The sequence below is a fragment of the Reichenbachiella sp. MSK19-1 genome (genome assembly GCF_003590315.1).
Classification (GTDB): domain Bacteria; phylum Bacteroidota; class Bacteroidia; order Cytophagales; family Cyclobacteriaceae; genus Reichenbachiella; species Reichenbachiella agariperforans.
Genome location: NZ_MIER01000016.1, coordinates 755,395 through 777,902, shown reverse-complemented (window position 1 = coordinate 777,902; position 22,508 = coordinate 755,395). Strand labels below are relative to the sequence as shown.

Here is a 22,508-nt window from a genome sequence, read left to right as displayed (position 1 = left end):
AGAGAGGGAAAACTACTGAGTTTTATCAGGCAGATGGAGTTAAAGTCTCTCTAGGACTTTTCTAATAAGAGAATCAATCACACGGTCAGGGTCTTTGGAGAACTTATTTTTGGCGCGATTAGCAATGATGGCATTGAGGCTTAGCATTTCGTGCCCCATGAGTCTTCCCAGAGCATAGTATCCTGCAGTCTCCATTTCGAAATTCGTCAACCAAAAATCTTCTTCATGAAAATACATGAGATCCTCCATCAGGTGTGGGTATTTTAGGTCCAACCGAACATTTCGCCCTTGCGGACCATAAAACCCTGGACAAGTGACCGTATTGCCGCGCACCATATCAAAAGCAAATTTTTCTCTAAGCATCGTAGACCCTTCCACACAGTAAGGCTTGAAAGGAAAGTCTAAGTAATCTCTCAGTTTGTTAGTCACTGTATTTTCCTGTCCTGTCTGTCTCAGGTTGTAGAAAGTCATCAACGTATCCAACCCGACTCCAAAATCAGACACCAAATGAGACCCGAGACGCAAATCTTCCTGCAAACTACCCGAGGTGCCTATACGGATAATATTGAGCTTCTTTTTCTTTTCCTTAACCTGACGTGTTTTCAAGTCTACGTTAACCAAGGCATCTAACTCAGTCATGAAGATCTCTACATTGTCTGTCCCCATCCCTGTGCTAATCACGGTGACTTTCTTCCCTTTGTAGGTCCCCTTGTGCGTGATAAACTCCCGACGATTCATCTCAAAATCAATGGTATCAAAGTACTGACTCACCCGAAAGACACGGCTAGGATCTCCTACAGTCAAGATAGTATCGGAAATATTCTCAGGCTTCAGATTGAGGTGATAGACACTTCCGTCCTTGTTTAGGATCAGGTCTGTTTCGGAAATAGTTTGCATCAATTAGTAAATCTCTAGGTCAGATTTGAATTTAGTGAAAACTAATAAAATGACAAACTACGACAGGATGAAACCCAAGTCCTTCATTATTTTTTCACCTCGACGGCAGGATTACCAAACACGGTCTGCTTAGCGGGCACCTCTGCGATCACGACAGACCCAGCTCCTATACGAGCCCCTTTACCTAGCTTGACTCCAGAGACGATCACCGCTCCTGATCCGATGAACACTTCGTCCGCAATCTCCACACCAGCTCCAATCACAGAACCTACACCGACCTGCACAAAATCTCCCAACTTAGCCGAATGATCTATCGTAGCACCGCTATTGATCAGGCAGTGGCTACCTATCTGCACCCCAGCACCTAATTTCGACCCGCTATTCACAAAATTACCATGACCGATCTCACAAGACCTGGACATCACCACGCTATTATGGATCGCATTGACAGGCATTTTTTTACGTTTATCGATCAACACTTTCGCAAAGCTCTTCTTCTCCTTGTTGTCATCAGTAGCGACGAAAGCCTCACACTTTTTACCAATCAGCTTTAAGAAACCATCGTCTGAGGTCCCCCCCAAAACGGGCACATTATCAATCTCGGTGTTATGTAGTGATTTATTATCATCTAAGAAGCCATAGATGACATTGCCGTTGGATTCAAAAATCTCTAGTGCTGCGCGACCTAAGCCACCCGCGCCGAATATTATTACTGGGTTGTCCATGGCGCAAAGTTATCCATATTCGAATAAGTTTACCATGCTCGTCCAAGAAATGAAAAAGGAAGGGAACCCTCTTTTCAATGCGGACTTATTTTTGACTCCCTAACCGAAAACTCCCCACAGTCACAGAAGCAAGAAGCAATATCAGGACAGGGAAATAATACACTTTGTATCTTGCGATCGTACCGAGGTTGGGCACACTGTAAGACAGTAAGGCCGCACAACTCGCCACGTAGACTATCGCAATGATGCACTCGATCTTGAAGAGTTTTTTTAAAACCCCTTTACGAGACAAAGCAAAAAAAGTGATTAATAGCAGTAGCGTATTTTCTATCGCACTTAACCAAACAGGAAAAGCCCATGACTCAAACAAAAAAGGTCGAAACAACCCCGAAAACATATAGTAAATCCCGTTAATACCCCAGTCCAAAAACGTGCCTGTGACTGTCAATACTTCCAAAGTACTAGTAGTCGACTGTGACAAAATCAGTTCATGGTTGAACTGAATCACAGCAATCAACCTGCTCATTTGAAAATTAGGACTCAGCCAAGTCAATGCTACATACACGGGAAAAGCCAACATCCCAACAATCAAACTAGCCCTTTGCCATTCTGACCAATAAGGCAACCACGATTTAGAAAATTGAATCAGGAAAAGAAAAACTACAGCGGGCACTAACATCGCCGCGATATAATATTTAAAAATCCCCAGATAAAGAATCGATAGAACCATGAAAAACACGTCTCCAACTCCGAGTTGACGGGACGACCGAAACACTGCATAAAATCCAACAATACTACACAATGCTGCCCCCCCCAAGCTCTCCTTGAGTAGGCCTGATGACCAAAAAACCACTGAAGGCACGAACATAAATGCCAATACCGCAGGCCACTTAAAAGTGCGATCCCAAAGACTAAACGCTCGAACCACATATACTGTCCCTAAAAAGCTCACCACAGAAAAAACCACTGTAGTCAACCAATAATCCGCCCCTGTCACATAAATAAAAACTGCCACCAAACGCATGAACCAAATCGCTCGAACAGGCTCACTGACCAGTGTAGATGCTGTAATCTCCGACCAAAAAGCAGAAGAATCCAGAGAGGCTAACCCAACTGCCTCATCGAAATACGCAAACGTATCCCCTCCTGAGTAGTAGTGGCTATAGAGGAACCCTAACAACACTCCCGATACGACTTTGAGTCCCAAAGCCATAAAAAAAACCTGTGGACTGAGCATATCACGCAGCGCGCCATAGACTAGTATGACAATACCCGCTAGAAATAGGAGTACAAAAAAATAAACGAGGAGTATCTGCAAAATCAACTAGATAAAATCTTGAGCCCAATTTTACAGGAAAGGCATTTCTTTTTCAAACAAAACTCATTCTTCAGCTCGATCAGTGCCTGCGTATCAAAAGCACTCGTCACCTCCATGCCCAATGCTTCCCAATCCGATATGATACTATTCTGCTCTGGCTTTAGCCCTTGTAACAGGTCTACCGCTCGATCAAGATAACGCGTCTCTCCCACCGATGTCCCATAGGCCGTCAACAGTGTCACCACACCATTGATCAGCAAAACATCCACACTGCTTTTGCCTATCCCTGCCGTCACACGTTTCGATGTTTTACCAAAATCATAATGCAGTTGCCAGTATGCAGACACTTTCATGTCAAAAAAACCACACACCTCCATACCACTAGTCCCATGAACAATCAGGTCAAAAAACTTAGCATGAGTACTGACAAAACATATCAACTGCGCCAATCGAACCGTAGGAAAATTGGATGGCCGCATCCGTAAGAAATCCCACTCGACACGCAGCATCTCTTGCTCTTGCAGATTGTATTTTTTCGCCAAGTAGTCGTAGCGCCGTTTGAGTTCAGCATGATGCTGATCCCTCGCTTCTCCTTCCAAAAATCCCGCCACGCCAAACACCAAAGCCTCTACATCGAGTGGCTCAGGCTGATGTTTGAGCAACAGTTTATGTGGCAGTCGCGTAGCTAACTTAAGCATCGCCTCGGCGTTCTTCTTGAATCCAAAATGCTGTGCGATCCATTGGTAAGCCGTCTCCTCCCACGAGCCTACGTTGCTATCTAGCATATCGAGTAACAGCGCAGACTTTCGCCTCAGGCGTTCCACACAGGCGTGATCTAGCATGGAGACCTTATCAATGTTGCGCACTTGCGAAAATTGTTCTTGACACGGGATCGCCAAAGGACTGTTGATTAAACTGTTCGATTTGGAGAGAAGTTGTAAATCGACACGGTCGGACAGCTGCAGTACAGGTAGCCGTTCACCGTCTTCACGACAGCATTCCTTATCGTGATTCCACACCACATGGAGGATCACACTGTTGTATTTGGTATCTGATTGATGATCATGTCTATCCCAGTCCGATGAGTTGATATGAATCTCTACACTACCATACCAGCAAATGTCTCCTATTCTTAGTTTAGCTTGAAGAAAATCTGGACCTGCATCACTATTATGATGTCCGAGGTTGTATATCTCTATCGGTTGATCCTCAACTGTCACGAGATGTGCGCTAGCAAAGCGCTGATAGTTCCAGACGAAATGTAAAAAAGTTTCTTGCACAGTATCACGAGTTGCTTCCCATACTGCTGCTACCAAATAAAGCGAAAAGTCTCTAGCTATGCAAGACTAAACCAACCCAAGCTTCTGTCGATGATCAGCCTTAGTCGCTTCGAATGACCTCAGATCCTCCAAAAGCTTCTCCACGTCATCATTGATTACAAACAAATCCATATGCGCTTCCTTGATCAGTCCTTGTGTCAACATGTGATCAAAAAACGTCATTAGCGGATCATAATAACCATTAACATTCAATATCCCAATTGGTTTTTGGATCAATCCCAACTGACTCCAAGTCAAAACCTCCATCAACTCCTCCAGTGTACCAAAACCACCTGGCATAGCAACAAAAGCATCCGCTCTATCAGCCATACTCGTCTTACGCTCGTGCATTGATTCGGTCAATACAATCTCGGTGAGCTTATCATGCGAAATTTCTATTTCGTCCAAAAACTTAGGAATTACACCAACGACAGAACCTCCACCATCAAGACACGAATCTGCTATCGTCCCCATCAAACCAAGTGCGGCACCTCCGTAGACCATAGTGATTTCGGCTTCTGCCAGTTTCTTTCCTAATTCTTGAGCTGCAGTCACAAACGCCGAATTATTACCCGTCGAAGAACCACAATAAACACAAATACTGTTCATATTAAAATCCAATGTTGTAGCACAAATATCTTAAATCTAGCCCGGCGATGCACAAAATTGCCAAATAATAAATAACGATTGTACCGTAAGCATTAGAAGCTTACTTTTGCCCAAATTATCAAGGAAATAAATGGCAAGAGAGAAGTTAAAGGAAGAGGATAAGAGAAAATTGAATGGTGAAAATTTCAAGAAGCTTTACAGCATCTTCCAGTACATCGTCCCTTACAAATCCAAATTCTTAGTCGGTCTGGTATTTCTCGTGGTGGGTAGCTTCCTATTGTTGGCGTTTCCGTTGGTCGCAGGCAAACTCATCGATGTAGCAGGTGGAGACCAAAGCTGGTACCTCACCGATATCAATCAAGTCGCTCTAGCGCTCATGGGCATCCTATTCCTACAGGGTATTATCTCCTATTTTCGGGTTTATCTATTCGCTCAGGTGAGCGAAAATGCCATGGCAGATGTTCGTACAGGGCTTTATCAAAAACTCATTCATCTCCCAATATCATTCTACGACAAGAACAGGACAGGAGACCTTATGAGTAGGATCACGGCCGATATTAGTATGCTACAGACTACTTTTTCGACGACACTAGCAGAGGTGATTCGTCAGATCGTTACGCTGGCAGTTGGGCTGACGATGATATTTATCACCACTCCTGCACTTAGCCTCTTTATGCTCTGTGTGCTGCCTGTCATCATTTTTGCAGCGATGCTATTCGGGAAAAAAATCAGAACACTCTCTCGCAAATCTCAGGACGAACTAGCGGTATCTTCTACGATAGCAGAAGAGACCTTTCAGTCCATCCTAGCGGTCAAATCCTTTACTAACGAAAGCTTCGAGAAGAATAGGTTCGACGGAGCAATGGGCAAGGTTATTACAGCAGCCATCCATGCAGCCAAGTATAGAGCTGGTTTCATTTCATTCATCATTTTTGCTCTCTTCGGTGCGATGGTTGCCATCATCTGGTATGGTGCAGTACTACTCCAAAACGGAGAAATGAGCATCGGTGACCTAATATCTTTCGTGCTTTACACCTCCTTCATCGGCGGGTCTATTGCGGGCTTGGGCGATTTATTTGGTCAGATTCAGCGTGCCATTGGTGCCTCTGAGAGAGTACTGGAGATTCAGGACGAAGAATCTGAAACCGACAGTACAACGACCGTTAGCACCCCTATCAAAGGCGCCATAACATTCGATCAAGTATCATTTGCTTACGAAAGCCGCCAAGACATCCAAGTACTGAATAGGCTGTCACTTCAAATCAAACAAGGGCAGAAGGTCGCCCTTGTTGGGAAAAGTGGCGCAGGTAAAACTACCATCGCTCAACTCCTCATGAGACTATACAACGGCTATGAGGGCACCATCGCTGTGGATGGCAAAGAAATCAAAGAATACAGTCTCAAAGACCTCAGAGATAGTATAGGTATGGTTCCTCAAGAAATCATTCTCTTTGGTGGGAGCATCCGCGAAAACATCGCCTATGGCAACCCAGCAGCTAGCGAAGAAGAGGTTATCGCTGCTGCACGAAAGGCTCACGCGATGGATTTTATCCAATCCTTCCCTGAGGGACTCGACACCCTAGTAGGCGAACGAGGCGTCAAACTATCTGGCGGACAAAGACAAAGAATTGCGATCGCTCGAACCATCCTTAAAAATCCATCCATCTTGATATTGGATGAAGCGACCAGCTCACTAGATGCCGAGTCGGAAAATCTGGTCCAGCAGGCATTCAATGAACTGATGAAAGAGCGGACGACACTCATCATTGCACATCGTCTCGCTACGATCAAGGCTGTAGATCAAATATTCGTACTAGAACATGGGCAGATTGCAGAATCAGGCACACATGACAGCCTACTCTCTAACCCGAACAGCACCTACAACCATCTGGTCAACCTGCAGTTGGTCGAATAATTAACCACATTAACCCCCTGATAACCATCACTTATCTAAAGAGGTCAAAAGTGTTGCTTGAATCTGACATTTTATACTATATTATGACTTTCTTTGCGGCTCTGACAATTTAGCAAAAGCAGCATTTAACGACTTGATTGAATGAACCTTATACTTAATAATATTTTTTCTGGAACGAATGAATTTCTTCTGTTCGGTGTTTTTGGGGTAGTTATCGTACTATTCTTAGTCGTAGATTTAGGACTCGTTCATAAAGGACCTAAAAAAATTACGCAAAAAGACGCGCTCATGCAGACTATATTCTGGATTGTGATCTCGTGCATTTTTGGAGGTCTAATCTATTTTTTTGGTGGCGGAGCAGAAAATGCCATAGAGTACTTCTCTGCCTACGTGACGGAAAAAGCGCTTTCCGTAGACAACATTTTCGTCATTCTACTCATCCTACGCTACTTCAAGGTCAAGGACGAATATTACCATGATATTTTATTTTGGGGTATTCTAGGCGCTATCGTTTTCCGCGCTGTGTTTATATTCCTAGGTGCATTATTGATAGGTGAGTTCCACTGGATTCTATACATCTTCGGCATATTCCTAATCTACTCTGGTGTCAAAATCTTCAATGAAGATGAGGACATGGATATCGAACCAGAGAAAAACATCCTTTTGCGATGGGCTAAAAAAATACTCCCGATCTCTAAAGATGAAAGAGGTGGAAAATTTGTTTTCAAAGAGAAAGGAAAGTTATGGTTCACACCACTTTTCCTAGTCGTACTCCTGATCGAATCTACAGATCTGATCTTTGCAGTTGATTCCATTCCTGCAGCCTTTGCGATTAGCCAAAATGAATTCATCATTTACACCTCGAATATCTTTGCGGTCATGGGACTCAGAGCGATGTTCTTCTTGCTAGCCAATGTTCTTGATAAATTTTACCTGCTGCAAAAAGGACTTTCCATTGTTCTAATCTTTATTGGTGCCAAAATGCTTCTAGAATGGAGTCTTGTTCAGTCTGCGTTTCAGCTCGTGGGGATCGAAGAGCATGTTCATATCCCTGTGATCTGGTCTTTCATCGTGATCATAGCAGCGCTGACCTTGTCTATCGTTTTGTCGGTTATTTTCCCACAAGCAGAAGAAGCGGTAGAGCCCGCAGAAACAGTTGAGGAAGAAGTGTAGCTTTTTCCTCTCCATTTCGTAGGAGTATAAAAGTCAATTTTATGATAGTACCTTTCGATCAATTGCCCGACAATGCTAGAGTCTGGATATATCAAGCAGACAGGATTTTAAATACTGAGGATGTCCAAACGATAACCGAAGAGTCTAATCGCTTTCTCGAAGGATGGGCTGCTCACGGCGCGGCACTCAAAAGCAGTTTTAAAATACTCCACAACAAATTTCTGATCGTATCTGTGGATGAAAGTTTCAACCAAGCTAGCGGTTGCTCTATCGATGCGTCTGTAGGTCTTGTCAAAACATTAGAACAAAAACTAAAACTGAGTTTCTTCAATCGGTCACAGGTCTGCTTCATCATCAACGACGAAGTATTCGAGAGCACCATCACAGAGATAAAATCACTCATCCAAAAGGGGAAAATAAACAGAGAGACCTTAACTTTCAACAATCTAGTCCCTACTATCAAAGGACTGCAAGAGGACTGGGTCGTGCCTGCAGAAGACAGCTGGCTCAAAAGATATTTTTAAGACCCAAATCTTTGACTAGATTACTGATAGATGAAAAAGATTGATCGGTACATATCCATTCTTTCGTGGCTAGCCGTCCTAGCCATTGTCTCCTGTAGCCCGCTCAAAAAGGCTAACAAGAGTTTCGAAGCAGGCGAGTTCAGCACTGCAATACACCAATATAAAAAAGCGGTCAAGCCCAACGACCCCACCTCCAACTACGCCCTTGCTGAGGCGTATCGTCAGTCCAATCAGCTCAAGAAAGCCGAACCCTACTATAAGGTAGCCATAGACAATAACATAGCGGAAGAAAAAGCATACTACTACTATGCCCAAGCCCTCAAGTCCAATGGTAAAGAGACTGAAGCTAAAAAAATCCTCACCCAATACCTAGACAAAGGCGAAGACAAAGACGTAGTAATCTGGGCACAAAACGAACTAGACAACCTCAACAGAATGGAAGAAGTTCGTAGCATGGTCAATTACTTCCGTGTCAAAAGCCTAGACGAAATCAACACGCCCTATGCGGAGTACTCTCCAGTCTACAACAATGGATATCTTTATTTCACCTCTAACCGAGACGGCGGCAAAACCTACAAAGGAACAGGCACGCCGTTCACCGACATCTACCGTGCCCGCACCAAGGGCGCAAAAGTGGATATAGAAACGCTACAAGCACTCGATGAGAACATCAACACCTCTGACATCAACGAAGGCTCTATTACCCTATCCGAAAATGGAAGAACCATGATCTTTGCCAAGGCCAACAGCGGAAAATCCAGTGGCACTAATGAAGTCAACCTCTATTTTACCCGATATCGAAATGGAAAATGGAGTGAAGCCAGACCACTATCTATCAACAAGCGCGACGCATGGGACTCGTGCCCTGCACTAACGGCCGACGGCACGACGCTCTATTTCGCCTCCAATAGAGAAGGTGGCTATGGCGGCATAGACATCTACACCGCCAAGCTCAACCGCCGTGGCAGATGGGTAGACGTCCGAAACATGGGCGCTCACATCAACACTCCTGGCAATGAATTATTTCCATATGTAGGCGGTACTGGTGTCCTCTATTTTGCATCCGACGGACAACCAGGCTATGGCGGACTAGACCTATTCGAAGCAACACGTGGTGGAGGGAAGGAGATCATAAAAAACCTCGGCGAACCAATCAACTCTTCGAGTGACGATTTTGGTTTATACCTTTTCAATCCATCGAGAGGCTTTTTCACTTCTAATAGAAAGGGAGGAAAAGGAGATGACGATATCTACACCTTCGTCAATGACGATCCCAACCTGAAGATCGTCAACTACTATCTCTCAGGCAGCACCTTGACGCCAGACGAAAACAAAAAACTACAGCCCCTTCCTAACACCAAAGTCCTACTCGTAGACGAAGAGGATGGAATCATTGATGAGCAATTCACAGAGGTAGACGGCCGTTATCGTTTTCGTGTATATTCTGAAGAAAACTACTACTTGATCGCCGAAAAAGAAAACTACTTCACCACCCGAATAGACTTCTCGACAATAGGCAAGTCCATCGATAAATCCACACTCACCGAAATGGTCACCAATGTAGAATTCAAACAAGATTTGCCTCTCAATCAGATCGTGATCGAAAAACCAATAGTTCTCAACAACATCTACTACGATCTCAACAAGGCCAATATCAAACCCGCAGCTGCCAAAGAACTAGACAAACTGGTCGTGATCATGAAAGACAACCCAGAGATCACCATCGAACTAAGTTCTCACACCGATGTCCGAGCAGATCATGACTATAATATGGATCTATCACAGCGTAGAGCTGAATCAGCTGTCAATTATATCATCTCACAAGGCATAGAAAAAGACAGAATAGTAGCCAAAGGCTATGGTGAGACCAAATTAATCGTTGAAGATGCCGAGAATGAAATAGAACACCAACAAAACCGTCGCACAGAGTTTAAGGTGATTAAATACAATGCTAGACACGTCGATGAGGAAGAAGGTGACGAGGGAGGAGATGACGAAGACACAGATGATACTGATAGATTTTTCTCCGATTTAGACGAAGACACAGAAAACTAGTTGGAGTTATAGGAATTTTTCCTAATTTGTACTGCCGCAACAGGAATGAAAAATATTCTTTCGGCTATTTGACCTACTAGAATCCTTGTATTTTGAATGAGAATGAAATCCTTCTCTCCAAATCAACAATTAAGAGATTCCTGTATTTTAAATGTGCTAGGAATTTTTCATTTTTGATTAACCAGTTTTAAGAGAAAAATAGATTTATTCACCATGAAAGGATTTTTTATACGCGCTACTCGAATCACGCCATCCATCTACTTTAATCCACAAAAAGGATTGTTAGACATTAGAGGGAAATCAAGCCCTGAAAATCCCTTAGCTTTTTACAAACATCTCCACGAAAGCATTGATCAGTTTGCGAATGCAGATACGCCTTCTCTTACTTTGAATATCGCCTACGAATACTTCAACACGAGTTCCTCTAAGTGTATTTACATTCTGTTCAAGAAAGTAAACGACCTCAGGGTAGACAAAGGCAAAAACGTCAAAGTCAACTGGTACTTCGAAGATGGTGATGAAGACATGCAGGAAGCCGGAGAAGATTTAAGCTCATTCTTCAACTACGAATTCAATTACGTGGAAATCCCCGAGATCAATGTACTCGGAGAAATGAAGGAAGAAGAAAAATAAAATATCATGACTAGTCAAAAAAAGAGCCTCATATCAATGATATGAGGCTCTTTTCATTTCACAAAAACATTACAAAATTACTCCATCCCACTCCATGGCGGCTGGATTTCCATAAATCTAGCATAGGCGATCAATTGCCCTTTGTGTTCCGAACAGTGGCCTCCAGCAATCCCCATGATCGCTCTCTTAGTGAATGTACCGAAAGGCAATTCCACTTGCGTCAATAGATCATCCTTCTCTACAGCAGCAGATGCTTTGTTAATGAAGGCAAAAGAATCATTGATTGCTTTGAGTAAATCTTCTTTCTTGGTCAATGTCTTCTCCATAGACTGCCAATCGACTCCTTCAGGCAGAGGAGTGCCCAAAAAACTTCCAAACATATAATTAGTCCCTGCAATATGAGCGATGACTTCCGACACGCTACGCACATCTTCACTACTTCTCCAACTCATTTTGTCTGCAGGAATCACACCGATCAACTGCACAAGTTGTCCTTGATTGTACTCCGTAGCACCTGCAAATTCTTGCTGAAGTGTGGGGACTTGTGCCCATGACAGCATCGGCATCAATACGATTAGGTAGATTAATTTTTTCATAGTTTAATTTGTTTGTTCTCTCATCACATAACCTATCGACCAATAGGTGTGGATGCTAATCTAAGGTAGCTAGACTCTTAAACACTTCCACGATATTGGACACAAAATGAATTTTGATTTTGTATTTAGCAGGCTCTAACGATTTTTTATTAACCGCAGAAACATAGATCGCCGAGAAGCCTAATTTTTCTGCTTCAGAGATGCGGTTCTCTATGCGGTTGACCGCACGTACCTCTCCTCCTAACCCTACCTCTCCTGCAAAGCACACATCTGACGACACAATTTGCTCCTCGTGCGACGACACCACCGCAACGCAAATACTTAAATCCAGGGCGGGATCATCTATTTTCAATCCCCCAGCAATGTTCAAAAACACATCCTGATTACCTAGGCGCAAACCTCCACGCTTTTCCAATACTGCCAAAAGCATATTGAGACGTTTGGCATCATACCCAGTCGTAGATCGCTGTGGCGTACCATAAGCAGAAGTACTCACCAGTGCCTGTGTCTCTATTAGCAACGGGCGATTCCCTTCGATAGATGCCCCTATCGTCACCCCACTCAATTCATTATCTTTATTTGAGATCAAAATCTCCGATGGATTCGTGACCTGACGCATACCATTGCCCAGCATCTCGTAGATACCGATTTCTGAGGTAGACCCAAAGCGGTTCTTTATCGTTCGCAGTATGCGGTAACTTAGGTGTCTATCTCCTTCGAACTGAAGTACTGTATCCACCATGTGCTCGAGTACTTTTGGCCCTGCAATTGTCCCTTCCTTGGTGATGTGCCCGATCAAAAACACCGGTACATCGGTAGATTTAGCAAACTGCAAAAGCTCCCCAGTACACTCTCTCACCTGACTGACACTACCTGCGGAGCTATCTACCTTCGAACTATACAGCGTCTGAATCGAATCTACAATCAGTACATCGGGCTGCACCTGTCTCACCTGCTGAAAAATCTGACTCACAGAAGTTTCGGCCAATAGAAAACAGTTGTCAGACGAGAGAGGAGCCATCCGCTCTGCACGCATCTTGATCTGCTGAGGACTTTCCTCTCCCGACACATAGAGTATCTTTCGGTCATTCATCATCAGCGCCATCTGCAAAAACAAGGTGGACTTACCGATCCCTGGCTCTCCTCCTACCAATACCAGTGACCCTGCAACAATTCCTCCGCCCAGCACACGATCAAGCTCGATATCATGTGTCCCCATGCGTTCGCTTTTCTCCGTTTTGACTTCATGGATTTTAACTGGCTTATTGGGCACTCCTTTGGTTTCCTTATCCGTCCATATTTTGGCATTCTTTTCGGAAGACTCTATCACCTCCTCGACATAGGAGTTCCATTCACCGCAACTCATACATTTACCCACCCATTTGGGAGATTGGGCACCACAGTTTTGACAGAAAAAAACAGTTTTTGCTTTGGCCATAATTCTATTGATTATCAAGGACGAAAATACAAGGATTCCCTTTCATAGAGAAATCTAGTCTTCTCGACACCCTATTTTGGCACTCCTTACGTCTACGCACATTTTGGAGCCTAACCACCAAAAGAGACATAGATGACATATCTCAGCTGCGGTTACTTGCAGCCCTTGCCCAAAAAGGATAGATTTGCCTTATTAAAAATTATTCTAAATAAGAAGAATGGAACGGTCAGCGGCAGATTTAGTACCTGGGCAAAAAGGTATGGTCAAGGATTTTACAGACGAGTATATCTCACTAAAGCTCATGGAAATGGGTGTCCTACCCGGTACAGAAATCGTCATGAAATTCGCCGCACCCCTAGGAGACCCTATCTGTGTAGACGTATCTGGCTATGCACTATCGCTGAGAGTCGAAGAGGCCAAAACAATTATTCTTTCTTAATCCATAGCATGAGCAGAACGATCAATGTAGCCCTCGTAGGCAATCCTAACGCGGGCAAAACATCTGTATTCAACCTACTGACGGGGATGAACCAAAAAGTGGGCAACTTCCCAGGTGTCACCATGGACAAAGTCTCTGGTCTGTACAGTTACAACAATAACCCCGTCAACGTACTAGACCTCCCTGGCACATACAGTATCTATCCACGATCTATGGACGAGCGCGTGGTATTTGACTTTCTTAGTGATGAAAATGCCCATGACTTCCCTGACACGATCATTGCAGTAGCAGATGCGTCCAACCTCGAAAGAAACCTACTGCTATTCTCTGAGATCAAAGATCTCGGACAGCCTACCATCCTCGTATTGACGATGCTGGATATCGCCAACAAGCAAGGGCTAAATATCGATATCTCAGCATTAGAAAAAGAATTCAACACGACCGTTATAACAGTCAACGGACGAAATGGAGAAGGGCTAGAAGATCTCAAAAAGGCAATACTAGACACAAAACATCCCGAGCACGTCCCATTCTATGATGTCAATGATTTATCTCCTGAGATCATCCCTATCATCAAAGACAAATTTGAGCTACGCAATGACTACATCGCGTATCAGTATGCTCAGCAGACCTACAGCAAGTCTTTTCTCAGCATTGACGAAAAACAATTTATAGCAGATGCAAAAGTCAAATACAATTTCTGTGACCGTCAGTTTCAGACGACAGAAACGGTAGAACGGTACAAAATCATTCGTAAAAAACTACAAGAAGTAGTCATTCGATCGCAAGAAGGAGTAGTCAAAAACAGAACCAGTAAGCTGGACAAAATACTGACGCACAAAATCTATGGTTATCTCATATTCATGGCGGTGCTGCTACTTATGTTTCAGACGATATTCGAGTGGGCAAACCCATTCATGGACTGGATAGACATGGGGTTCGCCGAACTTAGCGGCTTAGCCAACGATTTGTTGCCTCCTGGAGTACTCACCGATCTATTAGCCGAAGGGATTATCCCCGGACTAGGAGGAGTCGTGATTTTCATTCCGCAGATAGCCTTGCTCTTTTGTTTCATTGCCATCCTAGAAGAATCTGGATATATGGCACGTGTAGTCTTCCTGACGGACAAAATCATGCGTAAATTCGGCTTGAACGGTAAGAGTATCGTACCCTTAATCTCGGGCGTTGCTTGCGCTATCCCTGCCATCATGGCTACTCGAAACATCGAAAGTTGGAAAGATCGTATTATTACGATTTTCGTCACGCCATTCATGAGCTGTTCGGCCAGACTACCCGTCTATGCTATATTGATTTCTTTGGTAATCCCCGAAAAACACGTACTGGGCATCTTCAATCTGCAAGGGCTTACACTCATGTTTTTGTACTTGCTGGGTTTCTTTGGGGCGATTTTCTCCGCACTCATTATGCAAAAAATACTGAAGGTCAAAGAACGCAGCTATTTCATCATGGAGCTGCCCGTCTACCGCTGGCCCAAATGGAGAAATGTATGGATTACCATCTTTAGCAAGAGCAGAACCTTTGTGTTCGAAGCGGGAAAAATCATTCTGGCCATCTCCATTATCCTATGGGTACTGGCGTCTTATGGTCCAGGAGATAAATTCGATCAGGCCACTACGACAGTCCAAGCGGAGCAGCCATCGTTAGCAGTAGATTCTCAAGCATTCGAAAATGCCGTCTCAGCCTACAAGTTAGAAAACTCCTACGCAGGTATCTTAGGCAAAAGCATAGAACCTGCGATCGCTCCACTCGGCTATGACTGGAAAATCGGTATCGCTCTCATCACCTCCTTCGCTGCACGAGAGGTATTTGTAGGTACGATCGCCACCATTTACAGTGTCGGTGCAGACGAGGAAAGCGAAACGACCATCAAAGAAAAACTGAGAGCCGAAATCAATCCGCATACTGGCGATCCGATGTACACCTTTGCACTAGGCATGTCACTAATGGTGTTCTATGCCTTTGCGATGCAGTGCATGAGTACGCTAGCGGTAGTCTATCGTGAGACCAAATCCTACAAGTGGCCGCTACTACAGTTGTTTTACATGTCTGGACTGGCTTACCTTAGCGCATTAGTCGTCTACCAAGTACTCAAATAATGCAACAAGCCAATAAAGAAGTCTTTTTTCAATCCCGAATCGAACGTTTCCAAAAGGAACAAAATGAGAAAAAGCAAACCTCAATCTTAGTCGGTTGGGTACGGATTCTTAGTTTTTTGGTTTTCGCGGCTGTTGTCTATGCTCTCTTCTCTTCACGGGAGACTGCTTGGGCGATAGGAGTAATCATCACTTACGTCCCGATCTTTGGTATTCTGGTCAATGTACATAGTCGCATCAAAGCAGAAATACAGCAGTTGAGCTTTCTCGTTGAGATCAATCAAAACGAAATACTTCGTCTCCACAGAAATATCAAATCGCTACATAATGGAGCAGAATACCTAGACACGCATCATCCCTATGCACCAGACTTAGATATATTTGGTTCACACTCTCTGTATCAGCTCATCAGTCGCAACCGGTTCCTCGGTAGTCAACAGACACTAGCCCAATGGATGGCTGCTCCTGCAGATATCGACACGATAACACAACGACAAGCTGCTATCAAAGAGCTACGTGAAGCAACCGACTGGACACAAACCCACACGGCACACAGTCACGCCCAGATCAATCAAAAAAACAAAGCACGTCCAGTCTCAAGCTATCTCCAAGATATCGCCACAGATACACAAGTACTTAATGGATCGATCTGGAAAATTGCACAGTATGCTTTACCCATTCTTTCGATCGCTTTCCTGGTTCTAATCAACTTCATGGACTGGGACTCCCGTTGGCTATTCTTAGTACTGGGAGTCAATTTCCTATTCCTTAGATTGCTATTTATTCCGCTACTTAATTTGACCAAAAGTCTCGGGGATTTCTCCAAAATCATCGGTGCTTACGAAGAAGTCATACGATCTATTGAGTCGCAAACATTCACCGCTCCGCTCCTTCAGTCCCTCAAAGCCAAAATGAGTGATGGACAAAAAGCTTCTACTCAAATCAAGCAACTTAAGGGTTCACTACAGTTCTTGACCAACCGTGGCAATCTATTTTACCAGTCGCTCAACGGGCTATTCATGCTGGACCTATTCGTGCTACGACGTATCCAGACTTGGCATCAACGTCATTGTAATCACGTCGAGCATTGGTTTGACAGTGTGGATCAGATCGCAGCATTATCCGATCTAGCGGCATTCAGTTTTGCCGAGGAAAACTATTGCTTTCCTACTCCTAAGCAACAGACCTGCCATGTCCAAGCTCAGTCCATGCTCCACCCGCTGATCGGAGGTTATGAGGCCATCACCAATGATTTCACACTGAGCGGTAGAGGGGAACTCGCACTCATCACTGGTTCTAACATGTCTGGCAAGAGTACTTTTCTACGTACGATAGGCATCAATCTGGTACTGGCCCAAATGGGTGCTCCGGTCGCTGCAAAGTCGTTTTCTTTCTCTCCGCTCAAAATCTTCACCAGCATGCGCACACAGGACAATCTGGAAGAAAGCGTCAGCTCATTCTACGCTGAGATCAGTCGTATCAAACAAATGTTGGAACAGATAGACGAGGACATCCCTACCTTTTATCTCCTAGACGAAATCCTCAAAGGTACCAATACCAAAGACCGCCATGCTGGGGCGACCGCACTCATCGAACAACTCACCACTTCTAACAGTTTGGGTCTCATCTCTACCCACGACGTGGAACTGGCCGAACTAGCCATCGACCGTATGACTAACTACAGCTTTAACAGTCAATTGTCGGAGGACGAAATCTCCTTTGACTATAAATTGACGGACGGGCCTTGTAGAAGTTTCAACGCCAGTGCACTGATGAGAAAGATGGGGATCATCAAAAAATAGAAAAGCTTACAATCCTTATTCATAGCTGACTATTTTTGCGCCGAATACAATTTTGCACTATGACTTTTGATCCCAGTATTTCGATAGGCGTGCTTGGCGGTGGCCAGCTCGGTCGCATGATGATCCAATCTGCCATGAACCTCAACCTAGAAGTAGCATGCATCGATCCAGACCCTAATGCTCCCTGCAAGAACCTCGCAAGCCATTTCGTCAACGGCGACATCACCAACTATGACGAAGTATTAGCCTTCGGAGAAGGCTGTGATGTAATCACCGTGGAGATCGAAAATGTAAATATCGAGGCATTAGAAGAGCTGGAAAGGAGAGGAAAAAAAGTTTTTCCGCAACCCAGCGTACTCAAAATCATCAAAGACAAAGGATTCCAAAAGCAGTTCTATCTTGATCACAACATCCCCACATCGGACTTTGTACTGATCTCAAAAAAAGGAGAACTAACACGACACAAAAACCTATTGCCTGCTGCCAACAAACTACGAACAGATGGCTATGACGGCAAGGGTGTACAAATCATCAAAACAGAGGCAGATTTAGACAAAGGATTTGAAGCACCCTCCCTTTTGGAAAAGTTCGTGGACTATCAAAAAGAGATATCTGTGATCGTAGCGAGGAACGAAAAGGGTGAAATGTCCACTTTCCCTGTTGTCGAACTCGAGTACCATCCAGAGCAAAATCTAGTAGAGTTTCTGTTTTCTCCCTCAGAAATAGATCTCAGCATCCGAAACAATGCCCGTGAACTGGCAAAAAAAGTCATCTCCGAATTTGATATGGTGGGACTGCTAGCCGTAGAGATGTTCGTCACCAAAGACGGTGGACTCATGGTCAACGAGTGCGCCCCACGTACACACAACAGTGGACACCACACGATAGAAGGCAACATCACCTCACAGTTCGAGCAACATATCAGAGCCATTCTGAATCTACCATTGGGCGACACATCTGTTAAAGGCAGTGCCGTAATGATCAACCTACTCGGACACCCTGACCACAGTGGTCATGCGCGCTACGAAGGCCTAGCAGAAGCCATGGAAATAACAGGAATGCACCTCCATCTCTATGGCAAAAAAATAACCAAGCCCTTTAGAAAAATGGGACACCTCACACTCGTGGGTGATGACCTCACAGCACTAAAGACTAAAGCAAGAGCACTCAAAGAAAGCATTAAAATAATCGCATAAACTATGTCAGCACAAGTAGGAATCATCATGGGTAGCCAGTCGGACTTGAAGATCATGAAGCAAGCCGCAGAGGTATTAACCGAGCTCGGAGTAGAATATGATCTCACCATCGTATCAGCACACCGCACGCCACACCGCATGGTCGAATATGCAGAGAGCGCCAAGTCAAAAGGGCTGAAAGTCATCATCGCTGGAGCAGGTGGCGCGGCACACCTACCAGGTATGGTCGCTTCACTCACTACTCTACCAGTGATCGGTGTGCCTGTCAAATCTAGCAACTCGATCGATGGGTGGGATTCTGTGCTATCTATACTACAGATGCCAGGTGGTGTACCCGTCGCTACAGTAGCGCTCGATGGTGCTAAAAATGCCGGAATACTAGCTGCGCAAATCATCGGGTCTCATGACGACACGATTGGCGACAATCTGGCAAAATACAAAGAAGAACTAAAGCGAAAAGTGGAAGATTCCATTAATCAATTGTAGTATTTGTACTTTCGACATAAGGGGAATAATAATACGCTTGGATTACGGTTAAGGATGTAATTATATTGTGATCGATTAAAATGTAAAAATTTAATCGCACGCTATTTACACCTCCTGCTATTTCATTCTTAACATTCATAATAGACGAAGTTGAAACATTACGACTACCCTAAACTCATCCCCTACATCATTGGTTCTCTCTCCCTACTACTGCTTTCGAGATGTAGCACGGAAGAACTGACCTTTGACGACATCAAACTACCCAATTATACTGGAGATGTCGTACTAGCCTTAGGAACTACGACTTTTACCACATCTGAACTAATCGAAGACTTAGATGATGAACAGCTAGATGTAGACACGACTCAGGCAGGCATTCTTGTACTCGTTTATAGAGACACCACGATATTTAGTGACGCGAATGAAATCATAGCTATAGATGATGTAAGCAACAATGGGCTCATTGAGTCCCCAATTGAAATCACCAATGCCAGCTCCTCAGAAGCAGGAGACTTCAAGTTCACTCAGAATCTTCAGTTCAACTATCCCATCTCGAATGGTGAAGAATTAGACTCACTGCTCTATGCGTCAGGCAGTATCTCCATTACCTATGAGTCTACTTTCAATGTAGGTATGGAGTTCGAAATGGTAATCGATGACATCATAGATCGTGCTACTGGTCTACCGCTCGTGTTAAGCGGTGCTGCAAGCGCTAACAGTGGAGGCAGCCAAACACTCAGTCTAGCCAACCACAAGACAATAGCCACTCAGAATGCGGCGAATGAAAACATCTTCACAGGCGAATTCAACGGCACACTAAAAATCACTTCAGGCAGTAGTGTCTCCAAGACAGACCAATTCAGATACCGCATAGACATTGCTGACGTAGAGTTTGAGACCATCTATGGATACTTTGGAGAGAAAGATTTTGAGATTCAATCACAAACTATCGAAATGGATTTTTTTGATGAACTAGATGGAGACATCCGTTTTGGATCACCAGAAATTCGGTTAATCGTAGACAACTCATTTGGCGTCCCGATGGGTTTAAGCCTCTCTAGCATCATCTCATCCAATACTGCAGGTGATCAAGTATCGCTCACAGGTAGTGTCACAGAGGCTCCACAGTTCATCAACGCACCTAACATCAACTCAGTAGGTAACTCAGCTACATCAACGATTCGCATCAATAATGACGTCTCTAATCTAAGTGAGCTATTAAACATTGGTCCCAATGTGATTAATGTATCAGTAGAGGCACAATCTAACTATTCGAACACCACTAGCGTAAATCCACCAGAAGACCGGAATTTCGTAGATGCGAACAGCTCCGCCACTACGTATATGGAAATAGAGTTGCCGCTGGATTTACAACTCACTAATCTCACGCGTCATATTGACTACAGCTTAGATGATTTTGATTTTGATCAGGCTGACTCCATTGCACTTCGCATCAAAACCATCAATCAGCTACCACTCAACGGCTCGATAGATCTCCAGTTTCTGGATGCTGATAGTGCAGTCATCTATCAGATAAAAAACGTAAGTGTCCTCCAATCTCCAGAAATCCCCTCTGGGGGCAAGATAACAGCCGGAAGCGAAAGCATAGACCACATTCGGTTATCTGGCGAAGGCCTAGACGCACTATACAACCAGCCTACTTTAAGGCTGATACTTAATATCAGCAGCTATGACACGGCCAACGACAGCTTTGTAAAAATATACGCTGACTATAAATTAGAAATATTTTTAGGTGTAGAAGCCACGCTTGACATAGAACTCTAAGACCTTGAATTTACGACCATATATACTACTTCTATTGACTCTCTGCCTAACGAGACTGGGCTATAGTCAGTCAGGTATTTCTCTTTATCATCTCAAGAATACTACTTTTCAGGGGAACAACATGAACCCCGCCTTCATACCAGAAGGTAAAGTGTTTTTTGGGCTTCCCGTCTTATCTGGAATCGCGATTGATATCAACTCACCATACAGCTACAATGACGCGATCAAAAAAGAAGAAGGCATAGATTCCTTAGATATAGACAAGCTTGTCCAGCTATCCAATGACAAAAACTCCGTTCTGACAGAAGCTGAGATCTCTACTTTCTACTTAGGATTCCGTACCAGTGCCAACACCGCTATTTCACTATTCGTAAGAGAGCGTATCGCGGCTAGATCTTTTTACAGTGATGACCTAGTAGATTTTGCATGGAACGGAAACAAAAACTATGCAGGGCAAACGCTCGATCTCTCTACTACCATGACGGACGTTCGCTACTACCGAGAATATGGCATTGGCCTTTGGAAACGACTTCCCAAACAAAAAATAGACATAGGTATTCGTGCCAAACTAATCAACGGAATGGTCAGTGTCATCACAGATCGAGATTTTTCAGGTAGTATTTCTATTGACGATGATTACAACCATCACATTCAACTCTCCAACGCTAGAGTCAACACCTCGGGGATCAATATGTTTGAAAATGGTTCGGATGACGAAATACAATCCTATGCTACTTTCAATAACAATTTAGGGTTCGGAATGGATCTAGGGTTTAATTGGCAAATCAATAAACAATTCTCCGCTTCTCTAGCCGTCAATGATCTAGGCTTCATCAATTGGAAAGCAGACCCCAAGAACTACTGGGTTGCTGACACGTCCTTTGTCTTCGGCGGATTAGAACTAAGAGATGTTGATAACATAGCAGACGCATTTGAAGACTCACTGATCAACAAGCTGGATGATTCTACAACCTACCAGTCCTATAGATCTGGTCTCAACACCAGCATCTATGCCAGTGGTAGCTATAATCTAACGACCAAAGATATGTTCACTGCCACTATTGCTACGCATGTCGTACAAGACCGAACCCAATTCTACTATGCACTAGGCTACACAAGAAAATTTGGACAAATATTAGCTCTCTCCGCCAACGTTATTCGAAAACCTCAGCAAGGTATAGACATGGGGCTAGGAGCGGCCGTTACACTAGGTGCTGTTCAATTATATCTAGCTAGTGATCAGATTATTCGTTCTTTCGACGTGCCAAACACCTCTTCCTTTGACTTACGTTTCGGTATCAATTTCATCTTTGGTAGAAAGAAAGTCGTAGAGGATAGACGCAATGACCTAGATCATCCATCCCCATACGGCAAAAAAGAAAAAGTAGAAAAAAGCGATGGAATATACTGGATCGTTCCAGTCAAAAAACCACGTCCTATCTACAACGAAAAGCCCGGGTTTACCGAAAAATAGTTTCGACATG

Annotated in this window: 19 protein-coding genes; 12 read left to right on the top strand and 7 right to left on the bottom strand. The window is 44.0% G+C overall.

Going from position 1 to position 22,508, the window contains the following annotated elements; genetic code table 11:
• Positions 1-39: 39 nt before the first annotated feature.
• From BGP76_RS15950 to BGP76_RS15930, 5 genes are all read right to left on the bottom strand, one after another.
• Positions 40-897, bottom strand: coding sequence for a nucleoside phosphorylase (locus BGP76_RS15950; protein ID WP_119845410.1), 858 nt, complete (start codon positions 895-897; stop codon positions 40-42).
• Positions 898-983: 86 nt separating this feature from the next.
• Positions 984-1,622, bottom strand: coding sequence for an acetyltransferase (locus BGP76_RS15945; protein ID WP_119845409.1), 639 nt, complete (start codon positions 1,620-1,622; stop codon positions 984-986).
• An 85-nt stretch (positions 1,623-1,707) separates the two neighbouring features.
• Positions 1,708-2,940, bottom strand: a complete 1,233-nt coding sequence (locus tag BGP76_RS15940; RefSeq protein WP_147407489.1) for a hypothetical protein — start codon at positions 2,938-2,940, stop codon at positions 1,708-1,710.
• A 2-nt stretch (positions 2,941-2,942) separates the two neighbouring features.
• Entirely contained in the window at positions 2,943-4,256 is a 1,314-nt protein-coding gene (locus BGP76_RS15935; RefSeq protein ID WP_158584302.1) for a DUF2851 family protein, read from the bottom strand.
• Between the two features lie 30 nt (positions 4,257-4,286).
• Positions 4,287-4,868 carry a TIGR00730 family Rossman fold protein gene (locus tag BGP76_RS15930; RefSeq protein ID WP_073121033.1) on the bottom strand — a complete coding sequence of 194 codons (582 nt, stop codon included), beginning with the start codon at positions 4,866-4,868 and terminating at the stop codon, positions 4,287-4,289.
• Positions 4,869-4,998: 130 nt separating this feature from the next.
• Between BGP76_RS15930 and BGP76_RS15925 the strand changes: the two genes are divergently transcribed.
• The 5 genes from BGP76_RS15925 to BGP76_RS15905 all read left to right on the top strand — a co-directional run bounded on the left by BGP76_RS15925 (position 4,999) and on the right by BGP76_RS15905 (position 11,168).
• A complete protein-coding gene (locus tag BGP76_RS15925) occupies positions 4,999-6,783 on the top strand; it encodes an ABC transporter ATP-binding protein (RefSeq protein ID WP_119845406.1) in 1,785 nt (594 codons plus the stop codon).
• Between the two features lie 141 nt (positions 6,784-6,924).
• The gene (locus BGP76_RS15920) at positions 6,925-7,956 is read left to right on the top strand and encodes a TerC family protein (RefSeq protein WP_119845405.1); all 1,032 of its coding nucleotides are present in this window, start codon (positions 6,925-6,927) and stop codon (positions 7,954-7,956) included.
• Positions 7,957-7,997: 41 nt separating this feature from the next.
• Positions 7,998-8,480: a hypothetical protein gene (locus BGP76_RS15915; protein WP_119845404.1), complete on the top strand. Its 483-nt coding sequence runs from the start codon at positions 7,998-8,000 to the stop codon at positions 8,478-8,480.
• Between the two features lie 30 nt (positions 8,481-8,510).
• On the top strand, positions 8,511-10,535 hold the full coding sequence (locus BGP76_RS15910; RefSeq protein ID WP_119845403.1) for an OmpA family protein: 2,025 nt from the start codon (positions 8,511-8,513) through the stop codon (positions 10,533-10,535).
• 213 nt (positions 10,536-10,748) lie between these two features.
• Positions 10,749-11,168, top strand: coding sequence for a DUF1987 domain-containing protein (locus BGP76_RS15905; RefSeq protein ID WP_073121041.1), 420 nt, complete (start codon positions 10,749-10,751; stop codon positions 11,166-11,168).
• Between the two features lie 77 nt (positions 11,169-11,245).
• Here BGP76_RS15905 and BGP76_RS15900 read toward each other — a convergent pair whose 3' ends face one another.
• Positions 11,246-11,764: a DinB family protein gene (locus tag BGP76_RS15900; RefSeq protein ID WP_073121043.1), complete on the bottom strand. Its 519-nt coding sequence runs from the start codon at positions 11,762-11,764 to the stop codon at positions 11,246-11,248.
• A 55-nt stretch (positions 11,765-11,819) separates the two neighbouring features.
• Positions 11,820-13,202: a DNA repair protein RadA gene (gene radA / locus BGP76_RS15895; RefSeq protein ID WP_073121045.1), complete on the bottom strand. Its 1,383-nt coding sequence runs from the start codon at positions 13,200-13,202 to the stop codon at positions 11,820-11,822.
• Between the two features lie 217 nt (positions 13,203-13,419).
• On the opposite strand from radA, the gene BGP76_RS15890 reads away from it, so the two are divergent.
• The 7 genes from BGP76_RS15890 to BGP76_RS15860 all read left to right on the top strand — a co-directional run bounded on the left by BGP76_RS15890 (position 13,420) and on the right by BGP76_RS15860 (position 22,498).
• Positions 13,420-13,641, top strand: coding sequence for a FeoA family protein (locus tag BGP76_RS15890; protein WP_073121047.1), 222 nt, complete (start codon positions 13,420-13,422; stop codon positions 13,639-13,641).
• Between the two features lie 8 nt (positions 13,642-13,649).
• Positions 13,650-15,758, top strand: coding sequence for a ferrous iron transport protein B (gene feoB / locus BGP76_RS15885; RefSeq protein ID WP_119845402.1), 2,109 nt, complete (start codon positions 13,650-13,652; stop codon positions 15,756-15,758).
• Entirely contained in the window at positions 15,758-17,557 is a 1,800-nt protein-coding gene (locus BGP76_RS15880; protein ID WP_119845401.1) for a hypothetical protein, read from the top strand. Before feoB ends, BGP76_RS15880 begins: the two co-directional genes overlap by 1 nt.
• Positions 17,558-17,616: 59 nt before the next feature.
• Positions 17,617-18,753: a 5-(carboxyamino)imidazole ribonucleotide synthase gene (locus tag BGP76_RS15875; RefSeq protein ID WP_119845400.1), complete on the top strand. Its 1,137-nt coding sequence runs from the start codon at positions 17,617-17,619 to the stop codon at positions 18,751-18,753.
• Between the two features lie 3 nt (positions 18,754-18,756).
• A complete protein-coding gene (purE, locus tag BGP76_RS15870; RefSeq protein ID WP_119845399.1) occupies positions 18,757-19,239 on the top strand; it encodes a 5-(carboxyamino)imidazole ribonucleotide mutase in 483 nt (160 codons plus the stop codon).
• 150 nt (positions 19,240-19,389) lie between these two features.
• Positions 19,390-21,024 (top strand): hypothetical protein, encoded by a 1,635-nt coding sequence (locus BGP76_RS15865; RefSeq protein WP_119845398.1) that lies wholly within the window; start codon positions 19,390-19,392, stop codon positions 21,022-21,024.
• 34 nt (positions 21,025-21,058) lie between these two features.
• Positions 21,059-22,498, top strand: coding sequence for a DUF5723 family protein (locus tag BGP76_RS15860; protein ID WP_158584301.1), 1,440 nt, complete (start codon positions 21,059-21,061; stop codon positions 22,496-22,498).
• Positions 22,499-22,508 lie beyond the last annotated feature (10 nt).

Excerpts from the sequence above, each read along its gene's own strand:
- BGP76_RS15950 (WP_119845410.1), bottom strand. The coding sequence starts at position 897 with ATGCAAACTATTTCCGAAACAGACCTGATCCTAAACAAGGACGGAAGT.
- BGP76_RS15945 (WP_119845409.1), bottom strand. The coding sequence starts at position 1,622 with ATGGACAACCCAGTAATAATATTCGGCGCGGGTGGCTTAGGTCGCGCA.
- BGP76_RS15930 (WP_073121033.1), bottom strand. The coding sequence starts at position 4,868 with ATGAACAGTATTTGTGTTTATTGTGGTTCTTCGACGGGTAATAATTCG.
- BGP76_RS15925 (WP_119845406.1), top strand. The coding sequence starts at position 4,999 with ATGGCAAGAGAGAAGTTAAAGGAAGAGGATAAGAGAAAATTGAATGGT.
- BGP76_RS15920 (WP_119845405.1), top strand. The coding sequence starts at position 6,925 with ATGAACCTTATACTTAATAATATTTTTTCTGGAACGAATGAATTTCTT.
- BGP76_RS15915 (WP_119845404.1), top strand. The coding sequence starts at position 7,998 with ATGATAGTACCTTTCGATCAATTGCCCGACAATGCTAGAGTCTGGATA.
- BGP76_RS15910 (WP_119845403.1), top strand. The coding sequence starts at position 8,511 with ATGAAAAAGATTGATCGGTACATATCCATTCTTTCGTGGCTAGCCGTC.
- BGP76_RS15905 (WP_073121041.1), top strand. The coding sequence starts at position 10,749 with ATGAAAGGATTTTTTATACGCGCTACTCGAATCACGCCATCCATCTAC.
- BGP76_RS15900 (WP_073121043.1), bottom strand. The coding sequence starts at position 11,764 with ATGAAAAAATTAATCTACCTAATCGTATTGATGCCGATGCTGTCATGG.
- radA (WP_073121045.1), bottom strand. The coding sequence starts at position 13,202 with ATGGCCAAAGCAAAAACTGTTTTTTTCTGTCAAAACTGTGGTGCCCAA.
- BGP76_RS15890 (WP_073121047.1), top strand. The coding sequence starts at position 13,420 with ATGGAACGGTCAGCGGCAGATTTAGTACCTGGGCAAAAAGGTATGGTC.
- feoB (WP_119845402.1), top strand. The coding sequence starts at position 13,650 with ATGAGCAGAACGATCAATGTAGCCCTCGTAGGCAATCCTAACGCGGGC.
- BGP76_RS15880 (WP_119845401.1), top strand. The coding sequence starts at position 15,758 with ATGCAACAAGCCAATAAAGAAGTCTTTTTTCAATCCCGAATCGAACGT.
- BGP76_RS15875 (WP_119845400.1), top strand. The coding sequence starts at position 17,617 with ATGACTTTTGATCCCAGTATTTCGATAGGCGTGCTTGGCGGTGGCCAG.
- purE (WP_119845399.1), top strand. The coding sequence starts at position 18,757 with ATGTCAGCACAAGTAGGAATCATCATGGGTAGCCAGTCGGACTTGAAG.